General features: G+C 67.5%; 20 protein-coding genes. 2 read left to right on the top strand and 18 right to left on the bottom strand.

The window, feature by feature from the left end:
* Positions 1–119: 119 nt before the first annotated feature.
* Together IC535_RS18125 and IC535_RS18120 are read right to left on the bottom strand one after the other, a co-directional pair.
* On the bottom strand, positions 120–1436 hold the full coding sequence (locus IC535_RS18125) for a polyhydroxyalkanoate depolymerase (RefSeq protein WP_228887635.1): 1317 nt from the start codon (positions 1434–1436) through the stop codon (positions 120–122).
* A 96-nt stretch (positions 1437–1532) separates the two neighbouring features.
* The gene (locus IC535_RS18120) at positions 1533–2129 is read right to left on the bottom strand and encodes a class I SAM-dependent DNA methyltransferase (protein ID WP_228887636.1); all 597 of its coding nucleotides are present in this window, start codon (positions 2127–2129) and stop codon (positions 1533–1535) included.
* Positions 2130–2250: 121 nt separating this feature from the next.
* Between IC535_RS18120 and IC535_RS18115 the strand changes: the two genes are divergently transcribed.
* Entirely contained in the window at positions 2251–2706 is a 456-nt protein-coding gene (locus IC535_RS18115) for a CopD family protein (protein ID WP_228887654.1), read from the top strand.
* 288 nt (positions 2707–2994) lie between these two features.
* Here IC535_RS18115 and IC535_RS18110 read toward each other — a convergent pair whose 3' ends face one another.
* From IC535_RS18110 to IC535_RS18035, 16 genes are all read right to left on the bottom strand, one after another.
* On the bottom strand, positions 2995–3954 hold the full coding sequence (locus IC535_RS18110) for an acetyl-CoA carboxylase carboxyltransferase subunit alpha (RefSeq protein ID WP_228887637.1): 960 nt from the start codon (positions 3952–3954) through the stop codon (positions 2995–2997).
* Positions 3955–4067: 113 nt separating this feature from the next.
* Positions 4068–4937 carry a lipoprotein gene (locus IC535_RS18105; RefSeq protein ID WP_429000418.1) on the bottom strand — a complete coding sequence of 290 codons (870 nt, stop codon included), beginning with the start codon at positions 4935–4937 and terminating at the stop codon, positions 4068–4070.
* Positions 4938–4970: 33 nt separating this feature from the next.
* Positions 4971–8558 (bottom strand): DNA polymerase III subunit alpha, encoded by a 3588-nt coding sequence (dnaE, locus tag IC535_RS18100; protein ID WP_228887639.1) that lies wholly within the window; start codon positions 8556–8558, stop codon positions 4971–4973.
* 696 nt (positions 8559–9254) lie between these two features.
* A complete protein-coding gene (locus tag IC535_RS18095; protein WP_228887640.1) occupies positions 9255–9905 on the bottom strand; it encodes a ribonuclease HII in 651 nt (216 codons plus the stop codon).
* Positions 9902–11176 (bottom strand): lipid-A-disaccharide synthase, encoded by a 1275-nt coding sequence (gene lpxB / locus IC535_RS18090; RefSeq protein ID WP_228887641.1) that lies wholly within the window; start codon positions 11174–11176, stop codon positions 9902–9904. Before lpxB ends, IC535_RS18095 begins: the two co-directional genes overlap by 4 nt.
* The gene (gene lpxA / locus IC535_RS18085; RefSeq protein ID WP_228887642.1) at positions 11173–11964 is read right to left on the bottom strand and encodes an acyl-ACP--UDP-N-acetylglucosamine O-acyltransferase; all 792 of its coding nucleotides are present in this window, start codon (positions 11962–11964) and stop codon (positions 11173–11175) included. Before lpxA ends, lpxB begins: the two co-directional genes overlap by 4 nt.
* Before the next feature lie 18 nt (positions 11965–11982).
* Positions 11983–12441 (bottom strand): 3-hydroxyacyl-ACP dehydratase FabZ, encoded by a 459-nt coding sequence (gene fabZ, locus IC535_RS18080; RefSeq protein WP_228887643.1) that lies wholly within the window; start codon positions 12439–12441, stop codon positions 11983–11985.
* Complete coding sequence (gene lpxD / locus IC535_RS18075; protein ID WP_228887644.1) at positions 12438–13460, bottom strand: UDP-3-O-(3-hydroxymyristoyl)glucosamine N-acyltransferase; 1023 nt, start codon at positions 13458–13460, stop codon at positions 12438–12440. The genes fabZ and lpxD overlap by 4 nt, the downstream gene beginning before the upstream one ends.
* Before the next feature lie 349 nt (positions 13461–13809).
* Entirely contained in the window at positions 13810–16176 is a 2367-nt protein-coding gene (bamA, locus tag IC535_RS18070) for an outer membrane protein assembly factor BamA (RefSeq protein ID WP_228887645.1), read from the bottom strand.
* Between the two features lie 73 nt (positions 16177–16249).
* A complete protein-coding gene (gene rseP, locus IC535_RS18065) occupies positions 16250–17608 on the bottom strand; it encodes an RIP metalloprotease RseP (protein WP_228887646.1) in 1359 nt (452 codons plus the stop codon).
* A gap of 34 nt (positions 17609–17642) precedes the next feature.
* On the bottom strand, positions 17643–18833 hold the full coding sequence (gene dxr, locus IC535_RS18060) for a 1-deoxy-D-xylulose-5-phosphate reductoisomerase (RefSeq protein ID WP_228887647.1): 1191 nt from the start codon (positions 18831–18833) through the stop codon (positions 17643–17645).
* 3 nt (positions 18834–18836) lie between these two features.
* Complete coding sequence (locus IC535_RS18055; protein ID WP_228887648.1) at positions 18837–19661, bottom strand: phosphatidate cytidylyltransferase; 825 nt, start codon at positions 19659–19661, stop codon at positions 18837–18839.
* Positions 19658–20428, bottom strand: a complete 771-nt coding sequence (gene uppS / locus IC535_RS18050; RefSeq protein WP_228887649.1) for a polyprenyl diphosphate synthase — start codon at positions 20426–20428, stop codon at positions 19658–19660. Before uppS ends, IC535_RS18055 begins: the two co-directional genes overlap by 4 nt.
* Positions 20429–20432: 4 nt before the next feature.
* Positions 20433–20990, bottom strand: coding sequence for a ribosome recycling factor (gene frr, locus IC535_RS18045; RefSeq protein WP_228887650.1), 558 nt, complete (start codon positions 20988–20990; stop codon positions 20433–20435).
* Positions 20991–21205: 215 nt separating this feature from the next.
* Complete coding sequence (gene pyrH / locus IC535_RS18040) at positions 21206–21937, bottom strand: UMP kinase (protein WP_228887651.1); 732 nt, start codon at positions 21935–21937, stop codon at positions 21206–21208.
* Between the two features lie 113 nt (positions 21938–22050).
* A complete protein-coding gene (locus IC535_RS18035) occupies positions 22051–23550 on the bottom strand; it encodes a GGDEF domain-containing protein (RefSeq protein ID WP_228887652.1) in 1500 nt (499 codons plus the stop codon).
* 299 nt (positions 23551–23849) lie between these two features.
* On the opposite strand from IC535_RS18035, the gene IC535_RS18030 reads away from it, so the two are divergent.
* Complete coding sequence (locus IC535_RS18030; RefSeq protein ID WP_228887653.1) at positions 23850–24545, top strand: AIM24 family protein; 696 nt, start codon at positions 23850–23852, stop codon at positions 24543–24545.
* Positions 24546–24740: the final 195 nt, after the last annotated feature.

Below are 24740 nucleotides of genomic sequence, written 5' to 3'. Positions count from 1 at the left end.
GCCGCTGGCCGGCTCCTCCTTCGTCCTGCATCGCGAGGAGCCGGCCAGCGGCCGGCACTACCGACAACCGGGCCGAGCTGTGCCCCCTGAGTCAGGGGGCGACAGCGCATGCGATGGCGTTACCCCGCCTTGCGGCGCAATGGGGTGACGTTGCTGGCGATCTTGGCCGCTTTCTTCGGTTTGGCCGCCGTGCTCTGCGCATGGGCGGCGAAGAAATCACGCACCTTCGGGTACACCGTTTCGCGCCAGCGGCGGCCGCTGAAGATGCCGTAGTGGCCGGCGCCCTCGACGATGAAGTGCTCGCGGTGTTCGGCCGGGATCCCGGTGCACAGCTGCTGCGCCGCTTCGGTCTGGCCCAGCCCGGCGATATCGTCCAGCTCGCCTTCGATGCTCAGCAGGGCGGTGCCGGTGATCGCGCCGGGGTCGACCCGCTCGCCGCGCACATACCATTCCCCGCGCGGCAGCAGGAACTGCTGGAACACCACCTCGATGGTGTCCAGGTAGTACTTGGCCGGCATGTCCAGCACCGCGTTGTATTCATCGTAGAACTGCCGGTGCGCGTCGGCGTCTTCCATGTCGCCCTTGACCAGGTCGGCATAGAAATCCCAGTGCGAGCTGAAATGCCGGCTGGGGTTCATCGACAGGAAGCCGGCATGCTGCAGGAAGCCGGGGTAGACGCGCCGGCCGGCACCGGGGTAGGTGGCCGGGACGGTGTGGATGAGGTTGTTCTCGAACCACGACAACGGGTTCTGCGTGGCCAGGTTGTTGACCGCGGTGGGGCTGCAGCGCGCATCGATCGGGCCGCCCATCATCACCAGCGTGCGCGGCGTGGTTTCACCGCGGCTGGCCATCAGCGAGACGGCGGCCAGCACCGGCACGGTCGGCTGGCACACGCTCACCACGTGCAGCTTCTCGGCACCGAGGTGGCCGATGAACTCCTGCACGTAGTCGATGTAATCGTCCAGCCCGAACTCGCCCTCGCTGCCGGGCACCATGCGCGCGTCCACCCAGTCGGTGACGTACACGCGATGGTCGCGCAGCAGGGTGCGCACGGTATCGCGCAGCAGGGTGGCGTGATGGCCCGACAACGGCGCCACCACCAGCACGAACGGCTGGTTGAGCATGGTGTGCAGCTGTTCGGCTTCGTTGCTGTGGCGCTTGAAGCGCAGCAGCTTGCAGAACGGCTTGCTGATTTCTTCGTGGACCACGATCGGCACGCGTTCGCCATCGACGTCGATTTCGTTGATGCCCCACTCGGGCTTCTCGTAATCCTTGCCGATGCGATGGAACAGCTCGTTCACCGCCGACAGACGGTCCGCGCCGGGCATCTGCGACCACCAGTGGCCTTGATTGGCGAAGAACTTCGCGTTGGCCTGGGCCTGGTGCACCCACGGGGCGAGCAGGTTGCGGGTCAACTCATGCAGCTGATAGAGCATGGCGTCCGAATATGTATGGTCTTATGTTGCCGCGCAGCATAGCGCACCCCGGGGCGGGGCGCGTTAAGCCGGGTGGCGTCTCATCCCGGGTGAGAATCAGCGGTCGGCGCGTTCCAGCGCGGCCGCCTGGCCGGCCAGGGCCGGGGCCAGCCAGCAATGTGAGCCCAGCGCGGTGAAGCCGACCGCCTTGAGCTGGTTGCGGTACCAGCGCGCCGGACGCGGCTGGAAGCCCTCGTGGTCGCCATCGAAGTCGTCCTCGGTCGCGAAGGCTTCCAGAAAGGCCACCCCGGCGGTGAGTTCGGCAAAGCCCTCCAGCGCCGGCCGCAGCTCGCGGCTGGGCACGTAGTGCATCACATCCGAACACACCAGCAGGTCCACCGGCGCGCACGGGCGCAGCCAGGCGAAGTCGCCGACCCGGGCCGGGTGCAGGTTGCGGCTGCGGCCATAGCGGTGCACGGCGTAGTCGCTGCTGTCAAAGCCGAGGTACTGCACGCGCGGGCGCAGCTTGAGCAGCGGCGCGCGCCAGGCGGCTTCGCCGCAGCCGATGTCGAGCACGCTGCGGATCGGCCGCTCCAGGTAGTACTCGGCGCTGGCCACGGCCAGCGCGACTTTGCGCGCCAGGCGCGCCGCGCCGCCGGTCTGGTCGGGCTGGTACCAGCGCTGGAAATAGGCCTGGTCGTAGGTCTTGGTCATGGGTGGCGCCGGGCAGGTGGGAAAGCGGCCGCCATCGTACTGCGTCAAACCGTCGCGCATGCGTTGTGCGGGCGGATCGGCCAGAATGAACGACATCCACGCCAGCCGCCGGAGCAAGCACATGCAGTCCTACTACTGGGTAAAAACCTTCCACCTGCTGTTCGTGGTGGCATGGATGGCGGCGGTGTTCTACCTGCCGCGGATCCTGGTCAACCTCAGCGAGACCGCCGGCCAGCTGCCGGTGAGCGAGCGGCTGCAGCTGATGGGCCTGCGCCTGTACAAGTTCGGCCACATGATGTTCGGCTTCGCGCTGATCCTGGGCCTGGTGCTGTGGCTGGGCTACAAGGTCATCCCCGAGTTCCCGACCATGGTCGCGTCCGGCGCGGCTGGCTGGCTGCATGCCAAGCTGGGCCTGGTGGTGGCGCTGCTGGTGTATTACAGCTGGACCGGGCGCTTGTTGAAGGGCAGCGTACGCGGCCGGCAGCTGCCGTCCTCGCGCGTGCTGCGCTGGTTCAACGAACTGCCGCTGGTGCTGTTCATCGGGGTGGTGTGGCTGGTGCTGGCCAAGCCGTTCTGAGCGGTTCACCGGGTAGTGCCGGCCGCTGGCCGGCTCGTGGTGATCCGGGTTGAAAGAGGAGCCGGCCAGCGGCCGGCACTACCGCGATGAATCCGGCATTGCCGGGAGCCGGCCAGCGGCCGGCATTACCCGGTGAATCCGGCGTTATCGGGAGCCGGCCAGCGGCCGGCATTACGCGGTGAATCCGGCGTTATCGGGAGCCGGCCAGCGGCCGGCATTACCCGGTGAATCCGGCGTTATCGGGAGCCGGCCAGCGGCCGGCACTACCGCGCTCCCATCGTGCCCCGATCAGGCCGCTTCGTACGCGCCGTAGCTGCGCAGGCGCTGGTAACGCTTCTGCAGCAGCTCGTCGGTGGACAGCTTTTCCAGTGCGTCCAGCTCGTTGAGCAGTACCGCCTTGAGGCGCTTGGCCATCTGCACCGGGTTGCGGTGCGCGCCGCCGGTGGGCTCGCGCACCACCTTGTCGACCAGGCCCAGGCCCTTCAGGCGCGGGGCGGTCAGGCCCAGCTGTTCGGCCGCGTCCTTGGCCTTGCCGGCATCCTTCCACAGGATCGAGGCGCAGCCTTCCGGGCTGATGGTGGAGTACACGCTGTATTCCAGCATCACGGTGCGGTCGCCCACGCCCAGCGCCAGCGCGCCGCCGGAGCCGCCTTCACCGATCACGGTGCAGATCACCGGCACCTTCAGTTCGGCCATTTCCATCAGGTTGCGTGCGATCGCCTCGGACTGGCCGCGCGATTCGGCATCGATGCCCGGCCAGGCGCCGGCGGTGTCGATCAGGGTCAGCACCGGCAGGCCGAAACGCTCGGCCATCTTCATCAGGCGCAGCGCCTTGCGGTAGCCCTCCGGCTTGGGCATGCCGAAGTTGCGCTTGATCTTTTCCTTGGTGTCGCGGCCCTTCTGGTGCCCGATCAGCATCACCGGGCGGCCGCCGATGCGGGCCAGGCCGCCGATGATCGCCTTGTCGTCGGCAAAGGCGCGGTCGCCGGCCAGTTCCTGGAACTCATCGCAGAAGATGCGGATGTAGTCGGCGGTGTACGGGCGCGAGGGGTGGCGGGCCAGCTGCAGCACCTGCCAGGAGGACAGGTTGCGGAAGATCTGCGCGGTACGCACGCGCAGCTTGTCCTGCAGGGTACGCACCTCGGCCTCGACATTGACCGCCGGACCGGCGCTGGCGCTGCGCAGTTCCTGGATCTTGGCCTCCAGATCAGCGATGGGTTGCTCGAAGTCGAGGTAGTTCGGATTCATCGGAAACCGTCGTGAAGAGAAGGGGGAAAGTGTAGCCGAATGCGCCGAAAAGCCCCGTACGCTGTCGTCTGGAAGTCGACGGTAGCGCAGCGGGGCCAGGCGCGCCAGTCGGCTCAGGGCACGACCAGGGCGGCGCTGCCCATCAGCTTGGCGTGGGTGTGCACGAACACGTTGTAGCCCTCGTTGGCCGCCGCCGGCAGGCTGGCGCCTAGCGCGGCGGTGGCGGCGGTGAAGGCCATCTGCGCCTGGAAATCCTCCTGCTGCAGCTGCAGCTGGGCATCGGCGGTGGTGGCGCGCAGGTAGCGCGCATACAGCTGGCGCAGCGGGCCGGCATGCGCCTCGAAGGCCGGGTCCAGCGCCGGCAGGCCGGCCGGGGCCGCCTGCAGCGCGTGGACCGGGGCCTGGTAGCCGGCCGGCTGCTGGCGGCGGTAGGCGCCGCGCTGGCCGGTGCTGCTTTCCAGGTAGTCGATGAAATCGGGGGCGGTGAAGATCTTGCTGTCGATCCGGCCGCCGCTGTCGTCGACGTGGGCTACGGTCTGCTGGTCGGGGAAGGGCTCGCGCACGCCGAAGGTCCAGGCCCGGTCGATGAACAGGGCGTGGGTCTTGCGGTAGGGGCCCTCGAAGCTTACCCCGCCGAGGTCGATGCGGTGCCTGGGCGTGCCGAAATGCTGGAGCTGGTCCTGGCCGGTGACGTAGATCTCGCTGGCGATCACGTACTCGCCCAGGGTCGGGTTGATCAGGCCGCCCTTGCCACGTGCGTAGACGATGAAACGCACATCGCCCAGCGCCGGGGTGCGCAGGTGGTGTTCACCGGGCTGCAGCTTGACCGGGCGCGAGGCGTGCGCGGCGATCGGCAGTTCGTTGCCGTCCACGCGCACGATCAGCGGTGCGTCGGTGGGGTTGTCGATCTCGAAGGTCTGGGCGGGGCTGGAACAGCCGGTGACGGCTACGGCTGCCAACAGCAGCACGGTCAAACGCTTGATCAAAACAATTACCTGTGTAGCGGAGGAAGGCGGTCAGTTCGACCACGGCGGGCTGTAGCGCACCTTCAGCGTGCGTACGGCGGGGTCGGCGCGCAGGTCGTCGACCAGCTGGCTGTCCACGCGCACGGCGGTGTCGCCGGCCACGTCGAGCATGCCGGCCACCGGCCCGTGCTCGGAGCCCAGCAGCAGGTCAAGCCGCAGCGGCGTGCGGCCGGGGCGATGGCGGTCCAGCAGCGCGTTGATGCGCGACCACACCGCTTCACTGCCGCCCTGGCGCAGGTCCAGGCGCAGCGACAGGCGGGTGGCGTAGTTGGCGCAGACTTCGTTGTAGTCCCAGCACTGGCGGATGCGCAGCGCATAGCCGCCGTTGAACTCGTCTTCGCGCAGGCCGCCCTTGACGATCAGGATGCGGTCCTTGGTCATCAGGTGGCCGAACTCGGCCAGGCCATCGGTGAAGGCGCTGCATTCGACCCGGCCCTTGCTGTCTTCCAGCTGCATGAACACCTGGCTTTCGCCCTTGCGGCGCACGCCGACCACCAGCCCGGCCAGGATCACCGGGGTTTCCTGGCGCCAGGCGCGCTTCTCGCCGTCCTTGCCCGGGCGCGCCGGCGGAATCAACCGTTCCAGCATGCCCAGGTCGGTGCCGACCAGTTCCTTGACGTCCTCGGCATAGGGATCGAACGGATGGCCGCTGAGGTAGAAGCCCAGGGTTTCGCGCTCGCCGTCGAGCAGCTGGCCCAGGCCCCATTCCTTGGCTTCGGGCAGGTCCAGCTGCAGCGCGGTGCTGACCGGGTCGGGCGCGCCGAACAGCGAGTTCTGCCCGGCGGCCTTCTCGCGGGTGATCTGGTCGGTGGCCTTGAGCACTTCGGGCAGCTGCAGCATCAGCGAGGCGCGGTTCTTGCCCAGCCCGTCCATCGCCCCACAGTTGATCATCGCTTCGAGCGTGCGCCGGTTGAGCTTGCCCGACTCGGCGCGCATGCAGAAATCCAGCAGCGATTCGTAGCGGCCGCCGCGCAGGCGTTCGTCCACGATCGCTTCGCATGCGCCCTGGCCGACGCCCTTGATCGCGCCCAGGCCATACACGATGGTATCGGCGCTGGAGGCTTCGAACATGTACGCCGATTCGTTGACCCGCGGCGGCTGCACGGTCAGACCAAGGTTGCGCACCTCGGCCAGGAAGCCGACCACCTTGTCGGTGTTGTCCATGTCAGACGACAGCGTGGCGGCCATGAACTCGGCCGGGTAGTGGCGTTTGAGCCAGGCGGTCTGGTAGCTGACCAGCGCGTAGGCGGCGGCGTGGGACTTGTTGAAGCCGTAGCCGGCGAACTTCTCCATCAGGTCGAAGATCGCATCGGCCTTGGCCTCGCCGACCCCGTCCTTGGCCGCGCCTTCGCGGAAGATTTCGCGGTGCTTGGCCATTTCGGCCGGCACCTTCTTGCCCATCGCGCGGCGCAGCAGATCGGCGCCGCCCAGCGAGTAGCCGCCGACGATCTGCGCCATCTGCATCACCTGCTCCTGGTACACCATGATGCCGTAGGTGTCTTTCAGGATCGCTTCGGTGCGCGGATCGGGATAGATGATTTCTTCCTGGCCGTGCTTTCGCGCGTTGAAGGACGGAATCAGGTCCATCGGGCCGGGTCGGTACAGCGACACCAGCGCGATCAGGTCTTCGAAGCGGTCAGGGCGCGCGTCTTTGAGCAGGCGGCGCATGCCCGAGGATTCGAACTGGAACACCGCGCCGGTATTGCCGTTGGCGAAGATGTCCTTGTAGGTGGCCACGTCGTCCAGCGGCAGCGCGGTGATGTCCACCGGCGGGATGCCGGCGCGCGCGTGGCGCTTGTTGATCGCCTTGACCGCCCAGTCGATGATGGTCAGCGTGCGCAGGCCGAGGAAGTCGAACTTGACCAGGCCGATTTCTTCGACGTCGTTCTTGTCGAACTGGGTGACCGGGTTGCGGCCGCGGCCGCCTTCGTCGTGTTCGGCGAACAGCGGGCAGAATTCGGCCAGCGGTTCGGGCGCGATCACCACGCCGCCGGCATGCTTGCCGGCGTTGCGGGTGAGGTCTTCGAGCTGGCGGGCCAGGTCGATCAGGTCGCGGACGTCGTCTTCGTTCTGGTAACGCTGGATCAGCTCCGGCGAAGCCATTTCCGCATCCTTGCCTTCGCCCATGGCGTCCTTGAGCGAGATGCCCAGGATGTTGGGGATCAGCTTGGAGACGCCGTCGACCAGGCCGTACGGGAAGCCGAGCACGCGCCCGGAGTCGCGCACCACCGCCTTGGCGGCCATGGTGCCGTAGGTGATGATCTGGCTGACCCGGTCGCGGCCGTACTTGCGCGCGACGTAGTCGATGACTTCGTCGCGGCGGTCCATGCAGAAGTCGATGTCGAAGTCGGGCATCGACACGCGTTCGGGGTTGAGGAACCGCTCGAACAGCAGGTTGTACGGGATCGGGTCCAGGTCGGTGATCTGCAGCGCCCAGGCCACCAGCGAGCCGGCGCCGGAACCGCGGCCGGGGCCGATCGGGATGCCCTGGCTTTTTCCCCACTGGATGAAGTCGGCCACGATCAGGAAGTAGCCGGGGAAACCCATCTTGATGATGGTGGCCAGTTCGAATTCGAGGCGTTCGAAATAATCCTCGCGGGTCTTGCCTTCGGCCAGCGGGTTCTTTTCCAGGCGCGCTTCCAGGCCCTTGCGCGATTCGCTGCAGATCCAGCTGTCGAGGGTTTCCTCCGCAGGCACCGGGTAGTTGGGCAGGAAGTAGGTGCCCAGGCGCATTTCGATGTTGCAGCGTTCGGCCAGCGCGATGGTGTTGTCGATCGCGTCGGGGATGTCGGCGAACAACGCGCACATGTCTTCGGCGGACTTGAGGTACTGCTGGTCGCTGTACTCGCGCGGGCGCTTGGGGTCGTCCAGGACGCGGCCGGAGGAGATGCACACGCGCGCTTCGTGCGCGTTGAAGTCTTCCGGCTGCAGGAAGCGCACATCGTTGCTGGCGACCACCGGCAGGCCGCGTTGGCCGGCGGCGAGCAGGGCGAACTGGTTGAAGGCTTCTTCGCCGTCGCGGCCGGTGCGGGTCAGTTCCAGGTGCAGGCCATCGCCAAACACGCGCTGCCAGTCGGCAAGCTGCTGTTCGGCCAGGTCGTGGCGGCCTTCGCCGGCCAGGCGCCCGGCCAGGCTGTCGCGCCCGGCCAGGGCAAACAGGTTGTGGCAGCCGGCCTTGAGCCAGTCCGGATGGACGGCGACGCCGCCTTCGGGGCGGTGGCCTTCCATCCAGGCGCGGGTAAGCAGGCGCGACAGGCTGAGGTAGCCCTCGCGGTCGCGGCACAGCAGGGTCATGCGCCAGGGGGTCATGCCCTCTTCGGCGATCATGATGTCGGCGCCGGCGATGGGCTTGATGCCGACGGTTTCGGCGGCCTTGTAGAACTTGACCAGGGCGAACAGGTTGTTCAGGTCGGTCACTGCCAGCGCGGGCAGCTTCAGTTCAACCGCGCGGCTGAGCAGGTTGGCCTGCTTGGCCTTTTTCGGGTCGGCCTGATCCGGCTTCGCCGGGACACGGATGGTCGAATCCGCCAGCGAAAACTCGGTGTGGACGTGGAGATGTACGAAACGGGAAGTGGACATGCCGGGCCAATATGATGCCCGGTCAGGGTAGCGGCGCGGGCCTGACCGAACAAGGCTTGACAGGTCGGGTGGGGGCGGCGGTGTGGGCGGTGGGGTTCAGGTTGGTGGGGTGGTTTGGGGGTAGATGGCTACAGTTACAGCTGGCAAGAGCGTAGGCCGATGGTGCCGGGGTAGGGGTGACGGGGACAGGGGGGCGGGACACGCCGTGAATACGTCCGTGTAGGCTTGGCGAAAACATCCATGTTTTCGACAGTCCCGCCCCCCTGTCCCCGCCACCCCTCGCACAGTTGGCTGGCGCCCATGGGCAAGCAACGGCAACAGCTGGCCGGCGAAGTTGTCGAATGTTGGAGGAGTTGTGGCCGCTGCGGGGGAGAGGGGAGGAGGAGTGCCGAGCATGCTCGGCAGCTACATCCAACATCTCAATGGCTGTCAGCCCAGCGAGAACAGGAACCTGATTTTGACGTCCTTTGCGCACCAGCACACTGTCGGAGGGTGGCGGGTATGGGGTTGCAGGACTGTCGAAAACATGGATGTTTTCGCCAAGCCTACAAGGACGTATTTACGGCGTGTCCTGCAACCCCATACCCGCTACCCGATCCAGGGGCGAGCACAGATGCGCCGCATTGGCCTTGGCTTTGGCTTTGGCTTTGGCTTTGGCTTTGGCTTTAAAAAACAAAAAAACCAACGCAAAAAAACTCAACCAGAAACAGCCAGCTCACTCGCCCGAACCGGGGCGAAACTGCGTCGGTGCTGCGGGCAGGGGCCGTGCGTGCGTAATGCGGCCAGGTGGGACGGGGTGCCGTAGCCCTTGTGCTGGTCGAAGCCGTACTCGGGGTGCTGGGCGTGCAGCGCCAGCATGAAACGGTCGCGGGTGACCTTGGCCAGGATCGAGGCGGCCATGATCGCCCGGTCCAGCCCGTCGCCGCCGACCAGCGCCTGCGCTGGGCAGGGCAGGCCCTTGGGCACCACGTTGCCGTCGATGCGCGCGAACTGCGCCACGTGCGCCACGCCCTCCACCGCACGGCGCATGCCCAGCATCGTGGCCTGGTAGATGTTGAGCGTGTCGATCTCGCCCACCTCCACCATCACCACATGGAAGGCCAGCGCCCGCTCCAGGATGCGGTCGTACAACTGGTCGCGGCGCAGCGCGGTCAGCTGCTTGGAGTCGTCCAGCCCGTTCAGGCGCGGTCGGTCCGGGTCGAACACCACCGCCGCCACCGCCACCGGCCCGGCCAGCGGACCGCGGCCGGCCTCATCCACGCCGGCCACGTAGCGTGGCGCCACCGTGGCCAGCGCCGTGCCGTCGAACAGCGCCAGCGAGGCCGCCGCGGCGTGGCGCCGGCTCATGCCGGTTCGGCGCCGCGATTGCGGCGCGCCAGCAGCTCGGCCACCGCATCGGCCGCGCGTGCCGATGCATCCTGGCGCAGCTGCAGGTGCAACTGCTGGTAGGTGCCCTGCAGGTCGGCCACGCGCTGCGGATGGTCGAACCATTGCAGGATCGCCGCAGCCAGCTTGTCGGGGATGCAGTCGTGCTGGATCAGCTCCGGCGCCAGGTCCTTGCCGGCCAGGATGTTGGGCAGCGCGAAACGGTCCACCTTGATCAGCCCCAGCGCCTTGACGATGCGGTAGGTCAGTTCGGCCACCCGGTAGCCCACCACCATCGGCCGCTTGACCAGCATGGTTTCCAGCGTGGCCGTGCCCGAGGCCAGCACCACCACGTCGGCGGCGATCATCGCGTTGCGGGCATCGCCATCGAGCAGGTGCGAATAGGCCACCGGCAGCGCCGAACGCGACAGCTGCTCGCCGATCAGCCGGCGGCAGGCCGGGTTGGCGGCCGGAACCACCACGTGCAGGCCCGGAATGCGCTCGGAGACCTGCCAGGCGGCCTCGAAGAAGGCCTCGCCCAGCTTGCCGATCTCGCCCAGCCGGCTGCCCGGCAGCACCGCCAGCACCTTGGCGTTGGACGGCAGTCCCAGCGCCACCCGCGCCTGCTCGCGGTCGCTGTGCAGCGGAATATCGTCGGCCATCGGGTGGCCGACAAAGCGCGCATCGATGCCGTGCCTGGCGTAGATCGGCGGCTCCATCGGGAACAGGCACAGCACCAGGTCGGCGCTGGCGCCGATCTTCTCGGCGCGCTTCTCGCGCCAGGCCCAGACCGACGGGCTGACGTAGTGCACCGTGGTGACGCCGCGCTGTTTCAGCCAGCGTTCCACGCCCAGGTTGAAATCGGGGGCGTCGATGCCGATGAATACATCCGGCTGCCATTCCAGCGCCCGCGTACGGAACTGGCCGCGCAGCTTCAGCAGCCGCGGCAGGTGGCGCAGGATTTCGGTCAGGCCCATCACCGCCAGTTCGCTGGCGTCGAACCAGGTCTGGCAGCCGGCGCTGCGCATCGCATCGCCGCCGATGCCGGCGAACTCGGCATGCGGGAAGCGTGCCTTCAGCTCGCGCACCAGGCCGGCCCCGAGCAGGTCGCCGGAGGCTTCACCGGCGACCAGGGCGATCCGCACCGGCCGGTCGGAGGCCGGGGCCACCTGCCCGACGGCGGTGGCGACCGCCGCGAGCTGGATGATCTCGGCGCTGCTGCCGGTTGCGCGCTGCCCGCCTGTGGAAGTCATCGCAGCAACGGCCTTTCGGCGTGCTCGATGAAGTCCAGCAGGTCCTTGACGTCGGCACTGTGCGCGGCCTGTTCGGCCAGCTGCAGCTTGGCTTCGGCCAGCGGCAGCCCGGCCACGTACAGCGTGCGGTAGGCGCGCTTGATGTTGGCGATGCGTTCGGCGTCGAAACCGCGGCGCTTGAGTCCTTCGCTGTTGATGCCGCGCGGGCGCCCCAGCGAATCGCTGCCGACCATGGTGAACGGCGGGACATCGCCATTGGTCAATGCGCCCATGCCGAGGAAGGCGTGCGCGCCGATCCGGCAGAACTGGTGCGCACCGGCGAAGCCGCTGATGATCACGTAGTCGCCGACGCTGACGTGGCCGGCCAGGGTGGTGTTGTTGGAGAACACGCAGTGGTCGCCGACGTGGCAGTCGTGCGCGACATGGGTGTAGGCCAGCATCCAGTTGCCGTTGCCGACGGTGGTGATGCCACCGCCACCGGCAGTGCCGCGGTTGATGGTGACGAACTCGCGGAACACGTTGTCATCGCCGATCACCAGCGCGGTGCGCTCGCCCTGGTACTTCTTGTCCTGCGGCTCGCCGCCGATCGCGGCGTGGCCGATGATGCGGTTGTTGCGGCCGATCCGGGTCGGGCCATGGATCGAGCAGTGCGGACCGACCACGGTGCCGGCCCCGATCTCCACGTCGGCGCCGATCAGGGTGAAGGCGCCGACCTGGACGTCGTCGGCCAGGCGTGCGGCCGGATCGACCACGGCGCTGGGATGGATGCGGGGTGTGTTGTCAGTCATTGCTGCCTCCGTGGTGGCTCAACCCTTGGCGCCGGCGCACATGACTTCCGCGCTGGCCACCACTTCGCCGTTGACCTTGGCTTCGCCGTAGTACCAGCCCATGTTTCGGATCAGGCGCTTCATCTGCACGTGCAGCATCAGCACGTCGCCGGGAACCACCTGCTTGTTGAAGCGGGCGTTTTCCACCTTGACCATGTAGAACAGCTTGGACTGCGCATCGCGGCCGAGGGTGAGCTGGGTCATCACCCCGCCGGCCTGCGCCAGGGCTTCGATGATCAGCACGCCGGGCATGATCGGGCGGCCGGGGAAATGGCCCTGGAAGTACGGTTCGTTGTAGCTGACGTTCTTCTGGCACACGATCTGCTTGGTGGCCACGTCCAGTTCGACGACGCGGTCGACCAGCAGGAACGGATAGCGGTGGGGGATCAACTCCTGGATCTGGCAGATATCGATCGGGAGCTGCAGCGTGTCGTTCATTCTTTCTCCTTGCCAGCGGCCAGGACGCGGCGTGCGAGCGCGTCCAGCTGCTTGAAGCGCGCGGCGTTCTTGCGCCACGTGCGGTTGTCGGTCAATGGGGTGCCGGAGGAATATTCACCCGGCTCGTGGATGGAGTTGCGCACCACCGATTTGCCGGTGATCACGACCTTGTCGCAGATTTCCAAGTGGCCGACCACGCCGACATGACCGCCCAGCAAGCAGTAGCGGCCGATCTTGGCGCTGCCGGCGATGCCGGTGCAGCCGGCGATGGCCGAATGGGCGCCGATCTGGACGTTGTGGGCGATCTGCACCAGGTTGTCCAGGCGCACGTCCTCGGCGAGCACGGTGTCTTCCAGCGCGCCGCGGTCGACGCAGGTATTGGCGCCGATTTCGCAGTCGTCGCCGATGCGCACGCCGCCCAGCTGGGGCACCTTGATCCACTTGCCGGCATCCATGGCCAGGCCGAAGCCGTCGGCGCCGAGCACCGCACCGGGATGGATGCGCACGCGCTTGCCGAGCGTGACCCGGGTGACCAGGGTGACCCGGGCGATCAGTTCGCAGCCGGCATCGAGGCTGCAGTTCTCGCCGATGATGCTGCCGGCGCCGATGATGCAGCTCTCGCCGATGACACTGCCGGCGCCGATGCTGACGAACGGACCGATATGGGCGCTGGCGGCGACCTGGGCGCTGGGATCGATGACGGCACTGGGGTGGATGCCGGGCGGTCGGGCCGGGGCGATGTCGAACAGGGCACCGATCTTGGCAAAGGTGGTGTAGGGATCCTTGGCGATCAACGCGGTGCCGGGCGCGGCATCGGCGTCCTCGGCGCGCAGCACCACGATGCCGGCCTGGCTGTCGGTGAGCTGGGCACGGTAGCGCGGGTTAGCCAGGAAGGTGAGCTGGCCGGGGCCGGCATGGGCAAGGGTGGCCACGCCATGGATGGCGGTGCCGCCATCGCCATGGACCTGCAGGCCAAACTGCTCGGCGAGTTGCTGGGCGGTGTAGGTAGGAGTATTCACGGCGGAAGTTTACCGTGTGGCGCAGGTTCGGTCATGCGGGGTGGGGGGCTGCCCGCCATGACCCGGCAGAGTTGGTCGCGAGCGCGGACAGGTAGTGCCGGCCGCTGGCCGGCTCCTCAAGTAAACGCGAGCCCACGCCGCGGTAGGTGCCGACCGTTGGTCGGCACCGGTGCCAGGCGTGGCCTGGAGCCGGCCAGCGGCCGGCACTACCGGGTGCCTCAAACGAAAACGCCGGGCAAGGCCCGGCGAGTGCGTACCGCGTCTGGTGGAGAGCCCCCTTCTGTTGAAGGGGGCGCGCCGAAGGCGCGGGGATGAGGTGGAATGCGCGGACGAACTGCGAAGCAGTTCGTCAGAACTGACCACCAAACGTAAATTGCAGGCGCTCGATCTCATCGCCATCTTCCTTCTTCAGCGGGAAGGCATAGCTGATCGAGATCGGGCCCACCGGGGCGCGCCACAGCAGGGCGACACCGGCCGAGGCGCGCAGTTCGTTGGCCTTGAAGTTGTCGATGCCGGTGTACACGTTGCCGACGTCGAAGAACGCCGAGACGCGGGCCGACGGGCTGTCGAACAGGCGCGGGAAGTAGGCTTCGACCGAACCGACGGTCTTCAGCGAACCACCCAGCGGCTGGCCGCGGTAGTAGCTGGCGGTGGCTTCCGAGCGCGGGCCGAGGGTGTTGTCCTCGAAGCCGCGCACCGAGTTGGTGCCGCCGGCGTAGAAGTTCTCGAAGAACGGCAGGCCCGAGGCGGTCACGGTGCGGGTGGTGCCGTCGGCGTTGGTGATCACGCGGCTGAAGTCATTGCCGTAGCTGTCGCCGTAGCCGATTTCGGCACGGGTGTTGATGACCAGCTGCGGGATGATCGGCCAGTACTTGGAGATCTGGTAGTTGAGCTTGTAGTACTCCACCGTCGAACCGGGCAGGGTGGTTTCCAGGCCCACGCGCTGGTAGGTGCCGCGGGTGGGCATGAAGTAGTCGTTGCGGGTATCGCGCGCCCAGCCCAGCTCGGTGCGCCAGGAATGGAAGGTGCGCTGACCAACCGCGTCGATGTAGTTGATGATCGCCTGCGGGGTGGAGCCCGGGTAGGTGGTGATCTGGTTGCTGTCGATGCCCACCATCAGCGAGACGGTGTCGTTCTCGGTGATCGGCACGCCGAACACCACCTGCGCGGCACCGTTGGTGCTGTTGTACTGGGCGGTGTTGAAGTCGGAGTAGTCCAGTTCGCGCCAGGACAGGTTGTAGCCCAGCGAGACGCCGTCATCGGTGAAGTAGGGGTTGGTGTAGGAGAAGCCGTAACGCTGCAGGTAGCTGCTGCGCGAAGCTTCGACCGACACGCGGTTGCCGCCGCCGAGGAAGTTGTTCTGCGACAGCTGCACCGAGGTGGTCATGCCGTAGGACTGCGAATAGCCCAGGCCGAACACGAAGCTGCCCGAGGTGGTTTCCTTGACGTTGTAGACCACGTCGACCTGGTCGTTGCTGCCGCTGACCGCCGGGGTTTCCACGTCGACCGACTCGAAATAGCCCAGGCGCTGCAGGCGGATCTTGGAACGGTCGATCGCTGCCTGCGAGTACCAGCTGTTCTCGAACTGGCGCATTTCACGGCGCAACACTTCGTCGGAGGTGCGGGTATTGCCGCGGAAGGTGATGCGGCGCACCTGCACGCGCGGGCCCGGCACGACCTGCATGTTGATCGCCACGGTGCGGTCGGCGCGGTTGCTGGTCGGGATCGGGTTGACCTTGGCGAAGGCGTAGCCGATGTTGGACAGCGAATTGGTGATCGCGTCCGAGCTGAATTCCAGCAGCGCACGCGAGAAGGTATCGCCGGACTTCTGGATCACCATGCGCTCGACATCGGCCTGCGGCAGGATGGTGTCGCCGGTGACCTTGATCTCGGAAATCTTGTACTGCTCACCCTCGGTCACGCCGGCGGTGAGGAACATATCGCGCTTGTCCGGGCTGATCGAGACCTGGGTGGAATCGATGCTGAAGTCGACATAGCCACGGTCCAGGTACCAGGCGTTGAGCTTTTCCAGGTCGCCGGACAGCTTTTCCTTGGAGTACTGGTCATCGCGGCGGTACCACGAGGCCCAGTTGTGTTCCTTGGATTCCCAGGTTTCCAGGATATCCTCGGAGGCGAACTTCTCGGTGCCCACCAGGTTCACGTGCTGGATCTTGGCGGCCTTGCCTTCCTTGATCGCAATGGCGATGTCCACCCGGTTGCGGTCCAGCGGGCTCACGGTCGGGGTGATCTCGACGTTGTATTTGCCACGGTCGTTGTACTGGCGGCGCAGTTCCTGGGTGACCCGGTCCAGGCTCAGGCGGTCGAAGGTGCCGCCCTCGGTCAGGCCGATGTCACTCAGGCCCTTGAGCAGCTGGTCGCTCTTGATGTCCTTGTTGCCGGTGACGGTCAACTTGTTGATCGCCGGGCGCTCCTTGACCGTGACCACCAGGATGTTGCCCTGGCGGTCCAGCTGCACGTCCTCGAAGAACCCGGTCTTGTACAGGGCGCGGATGCTCTCGCCGACCTTGTTGTCGGTCAGGGTGTCGCCACGTTCCACCGGCAGGTAGGTGAACACGGTACCGGAGGTGATGCGCTGCAGACCATCCACGCGGATGTCGCTGACGGTGAAGGGCTCGGCTGCCTGCGCCAGGGCGGGCGCGCCGAAACCGGCGGCGAGTGCGAGGGCCAGCAGGCGGCGATTGGGGAGTCGCGTCATGTCACGTCCGGTTGGAGTCGATTGCATTTGAGCGGGATGCCGGCGTGTATGACGACGACAAAAGGGAAAAAGTTCATCGCGGGACCAGGCCGAGGATGTCGTTGTAGAACGCCAATCCCATCAGCCCGGCCAGCAGCGCCAGGCCCACGTACTGCCCGGCAGCCATGGCACGCTCGCTCAGCGGGCTGCCCTTGACCAACTCGATAAGGTAATACAGCAGGTGCCCGCCGTCCAAGATGGGGATGGGCAACAGGTTGATGATGCACAGGCTCAGCGACAGCAGGGCCAGGAAATACAGGAACCAGTCCAGGCCGCGCTTGGCCGAGATATTGGCCACCCTGGCGATGGTGACCGGGCCGGAAATGTTCTGCAGCGAGGCATTGCCGGTCACGATGCGGCGCATCATGCCCAGCGAATCGCCCGCCATCCGGGCCGTTTCGCCCAGCGCGGCCGGGATCGCCGCCAGCGGGCCGAACTTGAGCTGGGTATCGTAGGCCGGCGCATGCTGCTCGGGGAAGCCCACCCCGATCTGCCAGGTCGGCTGGCCGCGGCCATCGCGGCCCTGGCGGGGGGTGATCTCCAGCGCCAGGCGCTCGCCGGCGCGCAAAACCTCGATCATGCCCGGCCCGCCGCGCTGGCCCAGGGCCTGGACCTGGGTGGCGACCTGGTCGGCGCCATCGATGCGCTGGCCGTCCACGGCCACGATCAGGTCGCCGGGCAGCAGCACGCCCTGGGCGGCCGCACCGGGCTGGATCGTGTCCACTTCGGCCGGCTGCAGCCAGAACTGCCAGGCCAGGCCGGCCAGCGGGGCGACCCGGCGTTCATCGAAGCCGGCCGGCAGCTGCGACAGCGGCAGGGAACGGGTGCGGGCCTGGTCGAGGCTGTCGAGCACGTCCAGACGGGCGTCGTGGCCGTCCATCGCCGCGGTGGTCAGCGCCATGCTGGCCTCGGCGGCGGTGGCCACCCGGCGCCCGTCCACGGCCAGCACGCGGTCGCCGGCCTGCAGCCCGGCGGCCTGGGCCATGCCGGTAGTGCGGCCGATGGTGGCCGAGTAATCCTGTTTGCCCAGCACGAACATCGCCCACAGCAGCGCGATGCACAGCAACAGGTTGGCGGCCGGGCCGGCGGCGACCACGGCGATGCGCTGCCAGACGGTCTTGTGGTTGAACGCCAGGTGGCGCTCGGCGGCCGGCACGTCGACCTCGCGCTCGTCGAGCATCTTCACGTAACCGCCCAGCGGAATGGCGGCGATCGCAAATTCGGTGCCGGCACGGTTGCGGCGCATCCACAGCGGGCGGCCGAAGCCGACCGAGAAGCGCAGCACCTTGATCCCGCAGCGGCGCGCCACCCAGTAATGGCCGAACTCGTGGAAGGTCACCAACAGGCCGAGGCTGACGATCATCCACCACACGGAACCGAAGAAATCAGCCATGGGGGGCGGTGCGGTAGGAAAGGGCGTGGGGCATTCAGGCGTGGTCGATGGCGTCTTGGGTGAGCTGGCGGGCGCGCTGATCGGCAGTCAGCAGGACCTCCAGTGTATCGGCGGAGTCCACCGACAGTGTTGACAGAGCGTTAGCCACCAGCGCCGGAATGGCAAGGAAAGCGATCTGTCCCTGAAGAAAGGCTGAAACGGCCACTTCATTGGCGGCGTTGAGGATGGCCGGGGCGGTGCCGCCGGCGGCCATCGCCTGCCAGGCCAGGCCCAAGCACGGGAACGCATCTCTGTCGGGGGGCTCGAAATCCAGCCGGCCCTGGGCCAGCAGGTCCAGCCCGGCCACGCCGGCGTCGATCCGCTGCGGCCAGCCCAGGCCAACGGCCAGGGTGGTGCGCATGTCCGGCAGGCCCAGCTGGGCCAGGGTGGAACCGTCGACGAACTCGACCAGCGAGTGCACCAGGCTCTGCGGGTGGACCAGCACCTCGATGCGTTCGCCGGGCAGGCCGAACAGGTGGTGGGCTTCGATGACTTCCAGGCCCTTGTTCATCAACGTCGCCGAATCGACCGAGATCTTCGGCCCCATCGACCATTTGGGGTGGGCCACGGCCTGGGCCGGGGTGACCTGCTCCAGCTGCGCGCGACTGCGCCCGCGGAACGGGCCGCCGGAGGCGGTGAGCAGGATCCGGCGCACGCCGGCACCGTCGAAGCTGGCATCGCACGAGCGCAGGCACTGGAAGATCGCGCTGTGCTCGCTGTCGATCGGGATGATCTCGGCGCCGCCCAGGCTGGCCTGGCGCATCAGCAGTTCGCCGGCCAGCACCAGTGATTCCTTGTTGGCCAGCAGGATGCGCTTGCCGGCGGCGGCCGCGGCCAGGGTCGAGGACAGCCCGGCGGCGCCGACGATCGCCGCCACCAGGGTGTCGCAGGCGGCACTGGCGGCCAGCTCGTCCAGGGCCGCCGCGCCGGCATGCGGCTGGGTGTCCAGCCCGGCCTCGCGCAGGCCATCGCGCAGCGCGCCATACAGCGCCGGGTCGGCGATCACCGCATGGGCGGGGCGATGGGCCAGGCACAGCGCCACCAGGGCCTGCACCTGGCGGCCGGCGGCCAGCACGCTGACCCGGTAACGGTCCGGGTGGCGGGCGATCACGTCCAGCGCCGAGGCGCCGACCGAGCCGGTGGCGCCGAACACGGCCACCTGGCGGGGAGCAGAAAGGCTATGCATGGCTCAGAACCCGAAGATTTCCTTGCCCAGCGCGAACACCGGCAGGGCCGCAAGCACGCCGTCGATGCGATCGAGCACGCCGCCGTGGCCGGGGATGATGTGGCCCGAATCCTTGGCACCGGCATGGCGCTTGATCAGGCTCTCGTACAGGTCGCCCAGCACCGAGGCGAACACGGTGACCACCGCGGTGATCACCAGGCCGGGGAGTTGCGCGGTGTCGACCCCGGCCATCCAGCCAAAGCCCAGCGCCACCAGCAGGCCGGCCAGCATGCCGCCGCCGAGGCCTTCCCAGGTCTTGTTGGGGCTGATGCGCGGGGCCAGCTTGGTCCGCCCGAAGGTGCGGCCGGCGAAATAGGCGCCCGAATCGGCGGCCCAGACCACCGCCAGGGCGGTCAGCAGCCACAGGTGGCCGTTGTCGCCGCTGGCATGGATCAGCACCAGCGAGGCCCAGGCCGGCACGATCGCCAGGGTGCCGGCGAGCAGCTTGAGCGCGCGCGCCGGGCTGCTCGGGCTGGCGCCGAAGGTGAAGAAGCGCAGCCACAGCAGGGCCAGCAACCACCAGCCGATGCCGACCAGGGCGGCGATCTGGTACAGCACCAGGGTGCCGGCGTCGGCCCACACCACCAGCACCATCAGTACCAGGTTCAGCACCAGCAGCACGGTGCGGGCCAGGGTGTCCTCGACGTCGGCCAGCTTCAGCCATTCCCACAGGCCGATCAGGAACACGGCGGCGGCGGCGGCGGCCAGCCACTGGGTGGGCAGCAGCAGGATCGCCAGGATGGCGACCGGCGCCATGATCAGCGCGGCGATGACTCGGGTCTTGGTCATGGGGAAGAGGTCTCGGTGGCCAAGGCGGCGATCTGGGCACTGGTCAGGCCGAAACGGCGTTCACGGGCGGCATAGGCGTCCAGCGCCTGCTGCAGGACGTCGGCATCGAACTCGGGCCACAGCACGTCGGTGAACCACAGTTCGGTATAGGCCAGCTGCCACAGCAGGAAGTTGCTGATGCGGGTGTCGCCACCGGTACGGATGAACAGGTCCGGTGGCGGCAGGTCGGCCAGTGCGACCCGGCTGCCGAGCATCGCCTCGTCGATCTGCTCGGGGAGCAGGCGACCGGCGGCGACCTCGATGGCCAGGTCGCGCGCGGCGCGGGCGATGTCCTGGCGGCCGCCGTAGCTGGCGGCGATGTTCAGGGTCATGGCGCGGTTGTCGGCGGTGCGCTGTTCGGCCAGCTGCATGCGGCTGACCAGCCCGGCGCCGAAACGCTCGCGCTCGCCGATGAAGCGCACGCGCACGCCACGGCGGTGCAGCTCGTCCACTTCGCGGTCGAGCGCATTGAGGAACAGCTTCATCAGCGCGTCGACTTCCTCGCTCGGTCGCCCCCAGTTTTCACTGGAGAAGGCGAACAGGGTCAACGCGGCGACGCCGCGTTCCAGGCAGAAATCGATGGTGCGGTTGACCGCGCGCGCGCCGGCACGATGGCCGATCACGCGCGGGCGACGACGTTTCTGCGCCCAACGCCCGTTGCCATCCATGATGATGGCGACGTGGCGCGGAATCGGCGCGGTGGAACCGGTGGTCGGGGCCTGGGTCATGGGCTCAGACCGCCATCAGTTCCTTTTCCTTCTCGGCGACCACACTCTCGACGTCCTTGATGGACTTGTCGGTGAGCTTCTGGATGTCGTCTTCGCCGCGCTTCTTGTCGTCTTCGCTGATCGCCTTGTCCTTGAGCAGGGTGGCGATGGCCTTGTTGGCGTCCTGGCGGATGTTGCGGATGGCGATCTTGGCGCCTTCGCCTTCCTTCTGCACCTGCTTGCCCAGCTCCCTGCGGCGCTCTTCGGTCGGCGGCGGCAGGTTCAGGCGGATCACGGTACCGGCCACGTTCGGGGTCAGGCCGAGGTCGGAGGCGTAGATGGCCTTCTCGACGTCCTTGATCATGCCCTTGTCGAACAGGGTGATGACCAGCGAATGGCCCTCGGACACGCTGATCGAGGCGACCTGGTTCAGGGGGGTGTCGGTGCCGTAGGCCTTGACCGTGATCCGGTCCAGCAGCGCCGGCGAGGCGCGGCCGGTGCGGATGGAGGTCAGGGTGTGCTTCAGAGCATCGATGCTCTTTGCCATGCGCGTCTGCGCGTCCTGCTTGATATCGTTGAGCATCGCCCGAATCCTGGATGTCACTGGGAATCGGGCGATTATAGGCGAATACGGGGCGGCGGCATCGCATTCGCGCTGTCGCACCCACGGTTGCGGTGCAACCGCGGGCCCCTTTCACCCCCTCCCAAACCCCCACCGCTCCGCGGTTGCCCCCTGACTCAGGGGGCTGTGCCCCCGATCAGCGGTGGTGGCTGCTGCGGTCGTGGATGAGCTTCGGTTCAGGCAGCCTGGTCGCGACCGCGGACCAGGGTGCCGATGTTCTCGCCGTGCAGGATCTTCAGCAGTTCGCCCGGCTGGCCCATGTCGAACACGCGCAGCGGCAGGTCGCTGTCGCGGGCCAGGGCGAAGGCGGCGGTGTCCATCACTTCCAGGCCGCGGCGGATCACCTCGTCATAGGTCAGGCTGTCGAAACGCACCGCGTCGCTGTACTTGTTCGGGTCCTTGTCGTACACGCCGTCGACCTTGGTGGCCTTCAGCAGCAGGTCCGCGCCGATCTCGATCGCACGCAGCGCCGCGCCCGAATCGGTGGTGAAGAACGGGCTGCCGACGCCGGCGGCGAAGATCACCAGGCGGCCTTTTTCCAGGTGCCGGATGGCGCGGCGGCGGATGTAGTCCTCGCACACGTCGTTGATCTTGATCGCGCTCATCACCCGCGCCTTGGCGCCGAGCTTTTCCAGCGCGTCCTGCATGGCCAGCGCGTTGATCACGGTGGCCAGCATGCCCATCTGGTCGCCGGTGACCCGGTCCATGCCGCCGGCGGCCAGGCCGGCGCCGCGGAAGATGTTGCCGCCGCCGATCACCAGCGCCACTTCCGCGCCGGCCTGCTGGGCTTCGATCACTTCGCGCGCCAGGCGATTGATGACCTTGGGGTCGATGCCGTAGTCCTCGTCTCCCATCAACGCCTCCCCGGAAACCTTCAGAAGAATGCGGCGATAGGCGAGATTGGACATGGTGACCTCTGGATGCGTGGAAAACGCGCAAATTCTACTGGAAGCCGGGCCGCACGGCAGCTTTATTTTGCTGCGATGCGGCATGGCGACGCGCACCGGCCGGGGGCCGCCGTTCAGGCCGGGGCAGTTCCCGGCGAACGGGCGATCACCCGGTTGCGGCCCAGGTTCTTGGAGCGGTACAGCACATCGTCGGCGGCCTTGAGCAGGTCCTGGACATCGGCGAAACGTTCATAGCCGCCCTGGGTGGCCACGCCGGCCGAGAAGGTCACAAACAGCGGGCCTTCGGCCAGTTCGGCCATCGGGGTGGCGACGATGCTGGCCAGCACCCGGCGTACCACTTCCAGCGCCACCGGTTCGGTGGTGTTGGGCAGCAGGGCGATGAACTCCTCGCCGCCGAAGCGGGCCACCGTGTCGCTGGTGCGCAGCTGCTCCTGCAGCTTGCTGGCGAACATGCGCAGCACTTCATCGCCCATCAGGTGGCCGTGGGCGTCGTTGATCTTCTTGAAATCGTCCAGGTCGATGAAGGCCACCGACAGCGGCCAGCCGTGGCGGGTGGCGCGCACGAATTCCTGTTCCAGCACCGCTTCGAGCTGGCGACGGTTGAGCACGCCGGTGAGGGCGTCGCGGTGGGCCTGTTCGGCCAGGCGGTTGGCGCGCGCTTCGAATTCGTCGGCGCGCTGGCGGGCCAGGGCGGCATCCTGCAGTTCGCGCAGGTTGCGCAGGGTGGTCAGCTCCTGGGCGTGGTCGATCAGCTGCTGGACGCGGGCCGGGGCGAGCACGGTGGTCTCGAACAGGGCGCTGATATCGGGCAGGGCTTCGCCGATGCGGGCCAGCACCTGGTCGAACTGGGCGCTGTCCAGCTGCAGGGCTTCATTGACCTGCTGCAGGGCGTGTTCGCGCGCGGCATCGGCATCGGCCGCCAGCCAGATGTCGGCCACCGCGCCGGACAGGGCCACGCAGGTCTGGAAGGTGTCTTCGGCCTGGGCCGGCGTTTCGCTGCGGGCGATGGCATCCACCAGGTAGCGCGGCAGGTCCCACTGTTCGGCCATCCACGCGCCGACCTCGGCATGGCTGCACTGCAGGTGCTCGCGTTCCAGCGCCACCAGCGCCTGGTTGTCCGGGGCCTGGCGCAGCAGCGGCAGGTACTGCTCGGGCTGCGACTGGGCCAGTACCAGCACGCCGATGTCCTGCAGCAGGCCGGCCAGCATCAGTTCTTCGGCCTTGCGCAGGCCGCGGGCCTGGCCGAGCAGGCTGGCGGCCAGGGCGCTGAGGATGCTGCGCCGCCAGGCGCGTTCGCGCAGGTCCTGGCCGGCACCGGCGCCGGTCAGGTCCTGGGCGACGGTGAAGCCCAGCGCGAGGCTGACGGTGGCGTTGAGGCCGAGCATGGTCAGCGCCTGGCCGAGGTTCTCGATCCGGCGGCGGCTGGCATACAGCGGCGAATTGGCAATGCGCAGCATGCGCGCGCTCAAGGCCATGTCGATGGCGATGATGTCGGCGGCGGTGGTGATGTCCGCTTCCGGGTCCTGGGCCAGTTCGATGATGCGCAGGGCGATACCGGGCGGCGAGGGCAGGTTGCGGCAGAGCGCCAGGGCGGCTGTCAGCTCGGGAGGCATGGCGGGGCTATTGGTGTGTTGTGGCAAGAATACATGGAGTGCGTCACAGATTTGAGTGTAGGGGCTTGCGTTCGACACGGTCGTTGCGTCGGCGATCGGGCGCCTTGCGCCACGCAGGGTGGATCAGCCGGGTGTGACGGGGTGGCGCGGTCAGGGTCTTTGGTAGCACATCCGCCGGGCGATGGGGGAATGGGCCGCTGTCGGGCGTGGCTGGGGAGCGCCGATGGCGGCAGGCCACGGCTGCGCGGAACGGCGCCGGGCGCTACCATGCGCGCTCTCTCAACAAGGAAGCTGCACCCATGGCCGTGAAGTCGCTCCAGGAATTCCTGTCCACTACCCAGGAAAAGGATGTCAGTGCCGATGCGTTCGAGCTGGAAAGCCTGCATATGCTCGAGGTGCGCGTCGACGGGATGATCTGGGCCAAGGCCGGGTCGATGGTGGCGCGCAAGGGTGGGGTCAAGTTCACCCGCCAGGGCCTGCTCGAGCAGGGGCTGGGTACGCTGCTGAAGAAGATGGTCAGCGGCGAGGGGCTGCAGCTGATGAAGGCCGAGGGCCAGGGCCGGGTCTACCTGGCCGATGCCGGCAAGCAGGTCACGCTGCTGCGGCTGGCGGGCGAGTCGATCTTCGTCAACGGCAATGATGTGCTGGCTTTCGAGCAGGGTATCGAGTCGAAGATCACGATGATGAAGAAGGTGGCCGGGATGCTGTCCGGCGGGCTGTTCAACATCAAGCTCAGCGGCAGCGGGATCGTGGCGATCACCTCGCACTACGAGCCGATGACGCTGCCGGTGACCGCCCAGGGCGGGCCGGTGTTCACCGACCCGAACGCGACGGTGGCCTGGTCCGGTTCGCTGGTGCCGGAGATCGTGGCCGACATTTCGCTGGGCACGCTGGTTGGCCGCGGGTCGGGCGAGACCCTGCAGATGAAGTTCGCCGGCGAAGGCTGGGTGGTGGTGCAGCCGTACGAGGAAGTGAGCTTCCAGTCCAAGGGCTGAGCCGGGTAGCAACCGACCGTTGGTCGGTTGTGCGGTTGCGGTAGCAACGGCAACGGCAACGGCAACGGCAACGGCGGTAAGTCACTGCAGTCTGGCTTGGGTTGGCGCGGGTGGGTTTGCGGGACACGCCGTAAACCTGTGGTGGTCAAGCTTTTCTGGACACTGCCAAGGGGCGTTCAGGCCGCCTGCGCTTCG

The organism is Stenotrophomonas rhizophila (genome assembly GCF_020857975.1).
Lineage (GTDB): Bacteria > Pseudomonadota > Gammaproteobacteria > Xanthomonadales > Xanthomonadaceae > Stenotrophomonas > Stenotrophomonas rhizophila_C.
Note: the sequence above shows the minus strand (reverse complement) of the source record. Positions and strands in the feature narration are given on the sequence as shown.

What these genes read in the sequence shown, in the direction of transcription:
- IC535_RS18095 (WP_228887640.1), bottom strand. Translation starts at nt 9,905, where the DNA reads ATGAGCCGGCGCCACGCCGCGGCGGCCTCGCTGGCGCTGTTCGACGGC.
- dnaE (WP_228887639.1), bottom strand. Translation starts at nt 8,558, where the DNA reads ATGTCCACTTCCCGTTTCGTACATCTCCACGTCCACACCGAGTTTTCG.
- bamA (WP_228887645.1), bottom strand. Translation starts at nt 16,176, where the DNA reads ATGACGCGACTCCCCAATCGCCGCCTGCTGGCCCTCGCACTCGCCGCC.
- lpxB (WP_228887641.1), bottom strand. Translation starts at nt 11,176, where the DNA reads ATGACTTCCACAGGCGGGCAGCGCGCAACCGGCAGCAGCGCCGAGATC.
- uppS (WP_228887649.1), bottom strand. Translation starts at nt 20,428, where the DNA reads ATGACCCAGGCCCCGACCACCGGTTCCACCGCGCCGATTCCGCGCCAC.
- IC535_RS18120 (WP_228887636.1), bottom strand. Translation starts at nt 2,129, where the DNA reads ATGACCAAGACCTACGACCAGGCCTATTTCCAGCGCTGGTACCAGCCC.
- IC535_RS18125 (WP_228887635.1), bottom strand. Translation starts at nt 1,436, where the DNA reads ATGCTCTATCAGCTGCATGAGTTGACCCGCAACCTGCTCGCCCCGTGG.
- frr (WP_228887650.1), bottom strand. Translation starts at nt 20,990, where the DNA reads ATGCTCAACGATATCAAGCAGGACGCGCAGACGCGCATGGCAAAGAGC.
- IC535_RS18110 (WP_228887637.1), bottom strand. Translation starts at nt 3,954, where the DNA reads ATGAATCCGAACTACCTCGACTTCGAGCAACCCATCGCTGATCTGGAG.
- IC535_RS18115 (WP_228887654.1), top strand. Translation starts at nt 2,251, where the DNA reads ATGCAGTCCTACTACTGGGTAAAAACCTTCCACCTGCTGTTCGTGGTG.
- dxr (WP_228887647.1), bottom strand. Translation starts at nt 18,833, where the DNA reads ATGCATAGCCTTTCTGCTCCCCGCCAGGTGGCCGTGTTCGGCGCCACC.
- IC535_RS18055 (WP_228887648.1), bottom strand. Translation starts at nt 19,661, where the DNA reads ATGACCAAGACCCGAGTCATCGCCGCGCTGATCATGGCGCCGGTCGCC.
- rseP (WP_228887646.1), bottom strand. Translation starts at nt 17,608, where the DNA reads ATGGCTGATTTCTTCGGTTCCGTGTGGTGGATGATCGTCAGCCTCGGC.
- IC535_RS18030 (WP_228887653.1), top strand. Translation starts at nt 23,850, where the DNA reads ATGGCCGTGAAGTCGCTCCAGGAATTCCTGTCCACTACCCAGGAAAAG.
- fabZ (WP_228887643.1), bottom strand. Translation starts at nt 12,441, where the DNA reads ATGAACGACACGCTGCAGCTCCCGATCGATATCTGCCAGATCCAGGAG.
- lpxA (WP_228887642.1), bottom strand. Translation starts at nt 11,964, where the DNA reads ATGACTGACAACACACCCCGCATCCATCCCAGCGCCGTGGTCGATCCG.
- pyrH (WP_228887651.1), bottom strand. Translation starts at nt 21,937, where the DNA reads ATGTCCAATCTCGCCTATCGCCGCATTCTTCTGAAGGTTTCCGGGGAG.
- IC535_RS18035 (WP_228887652.1), bottom strand. Translation starts at nt 23,550, where the DNA reads ATGCCTCCCGAGCTGACAGCCGCCCTGGCGCTCTGCCGCAACCTGCCC.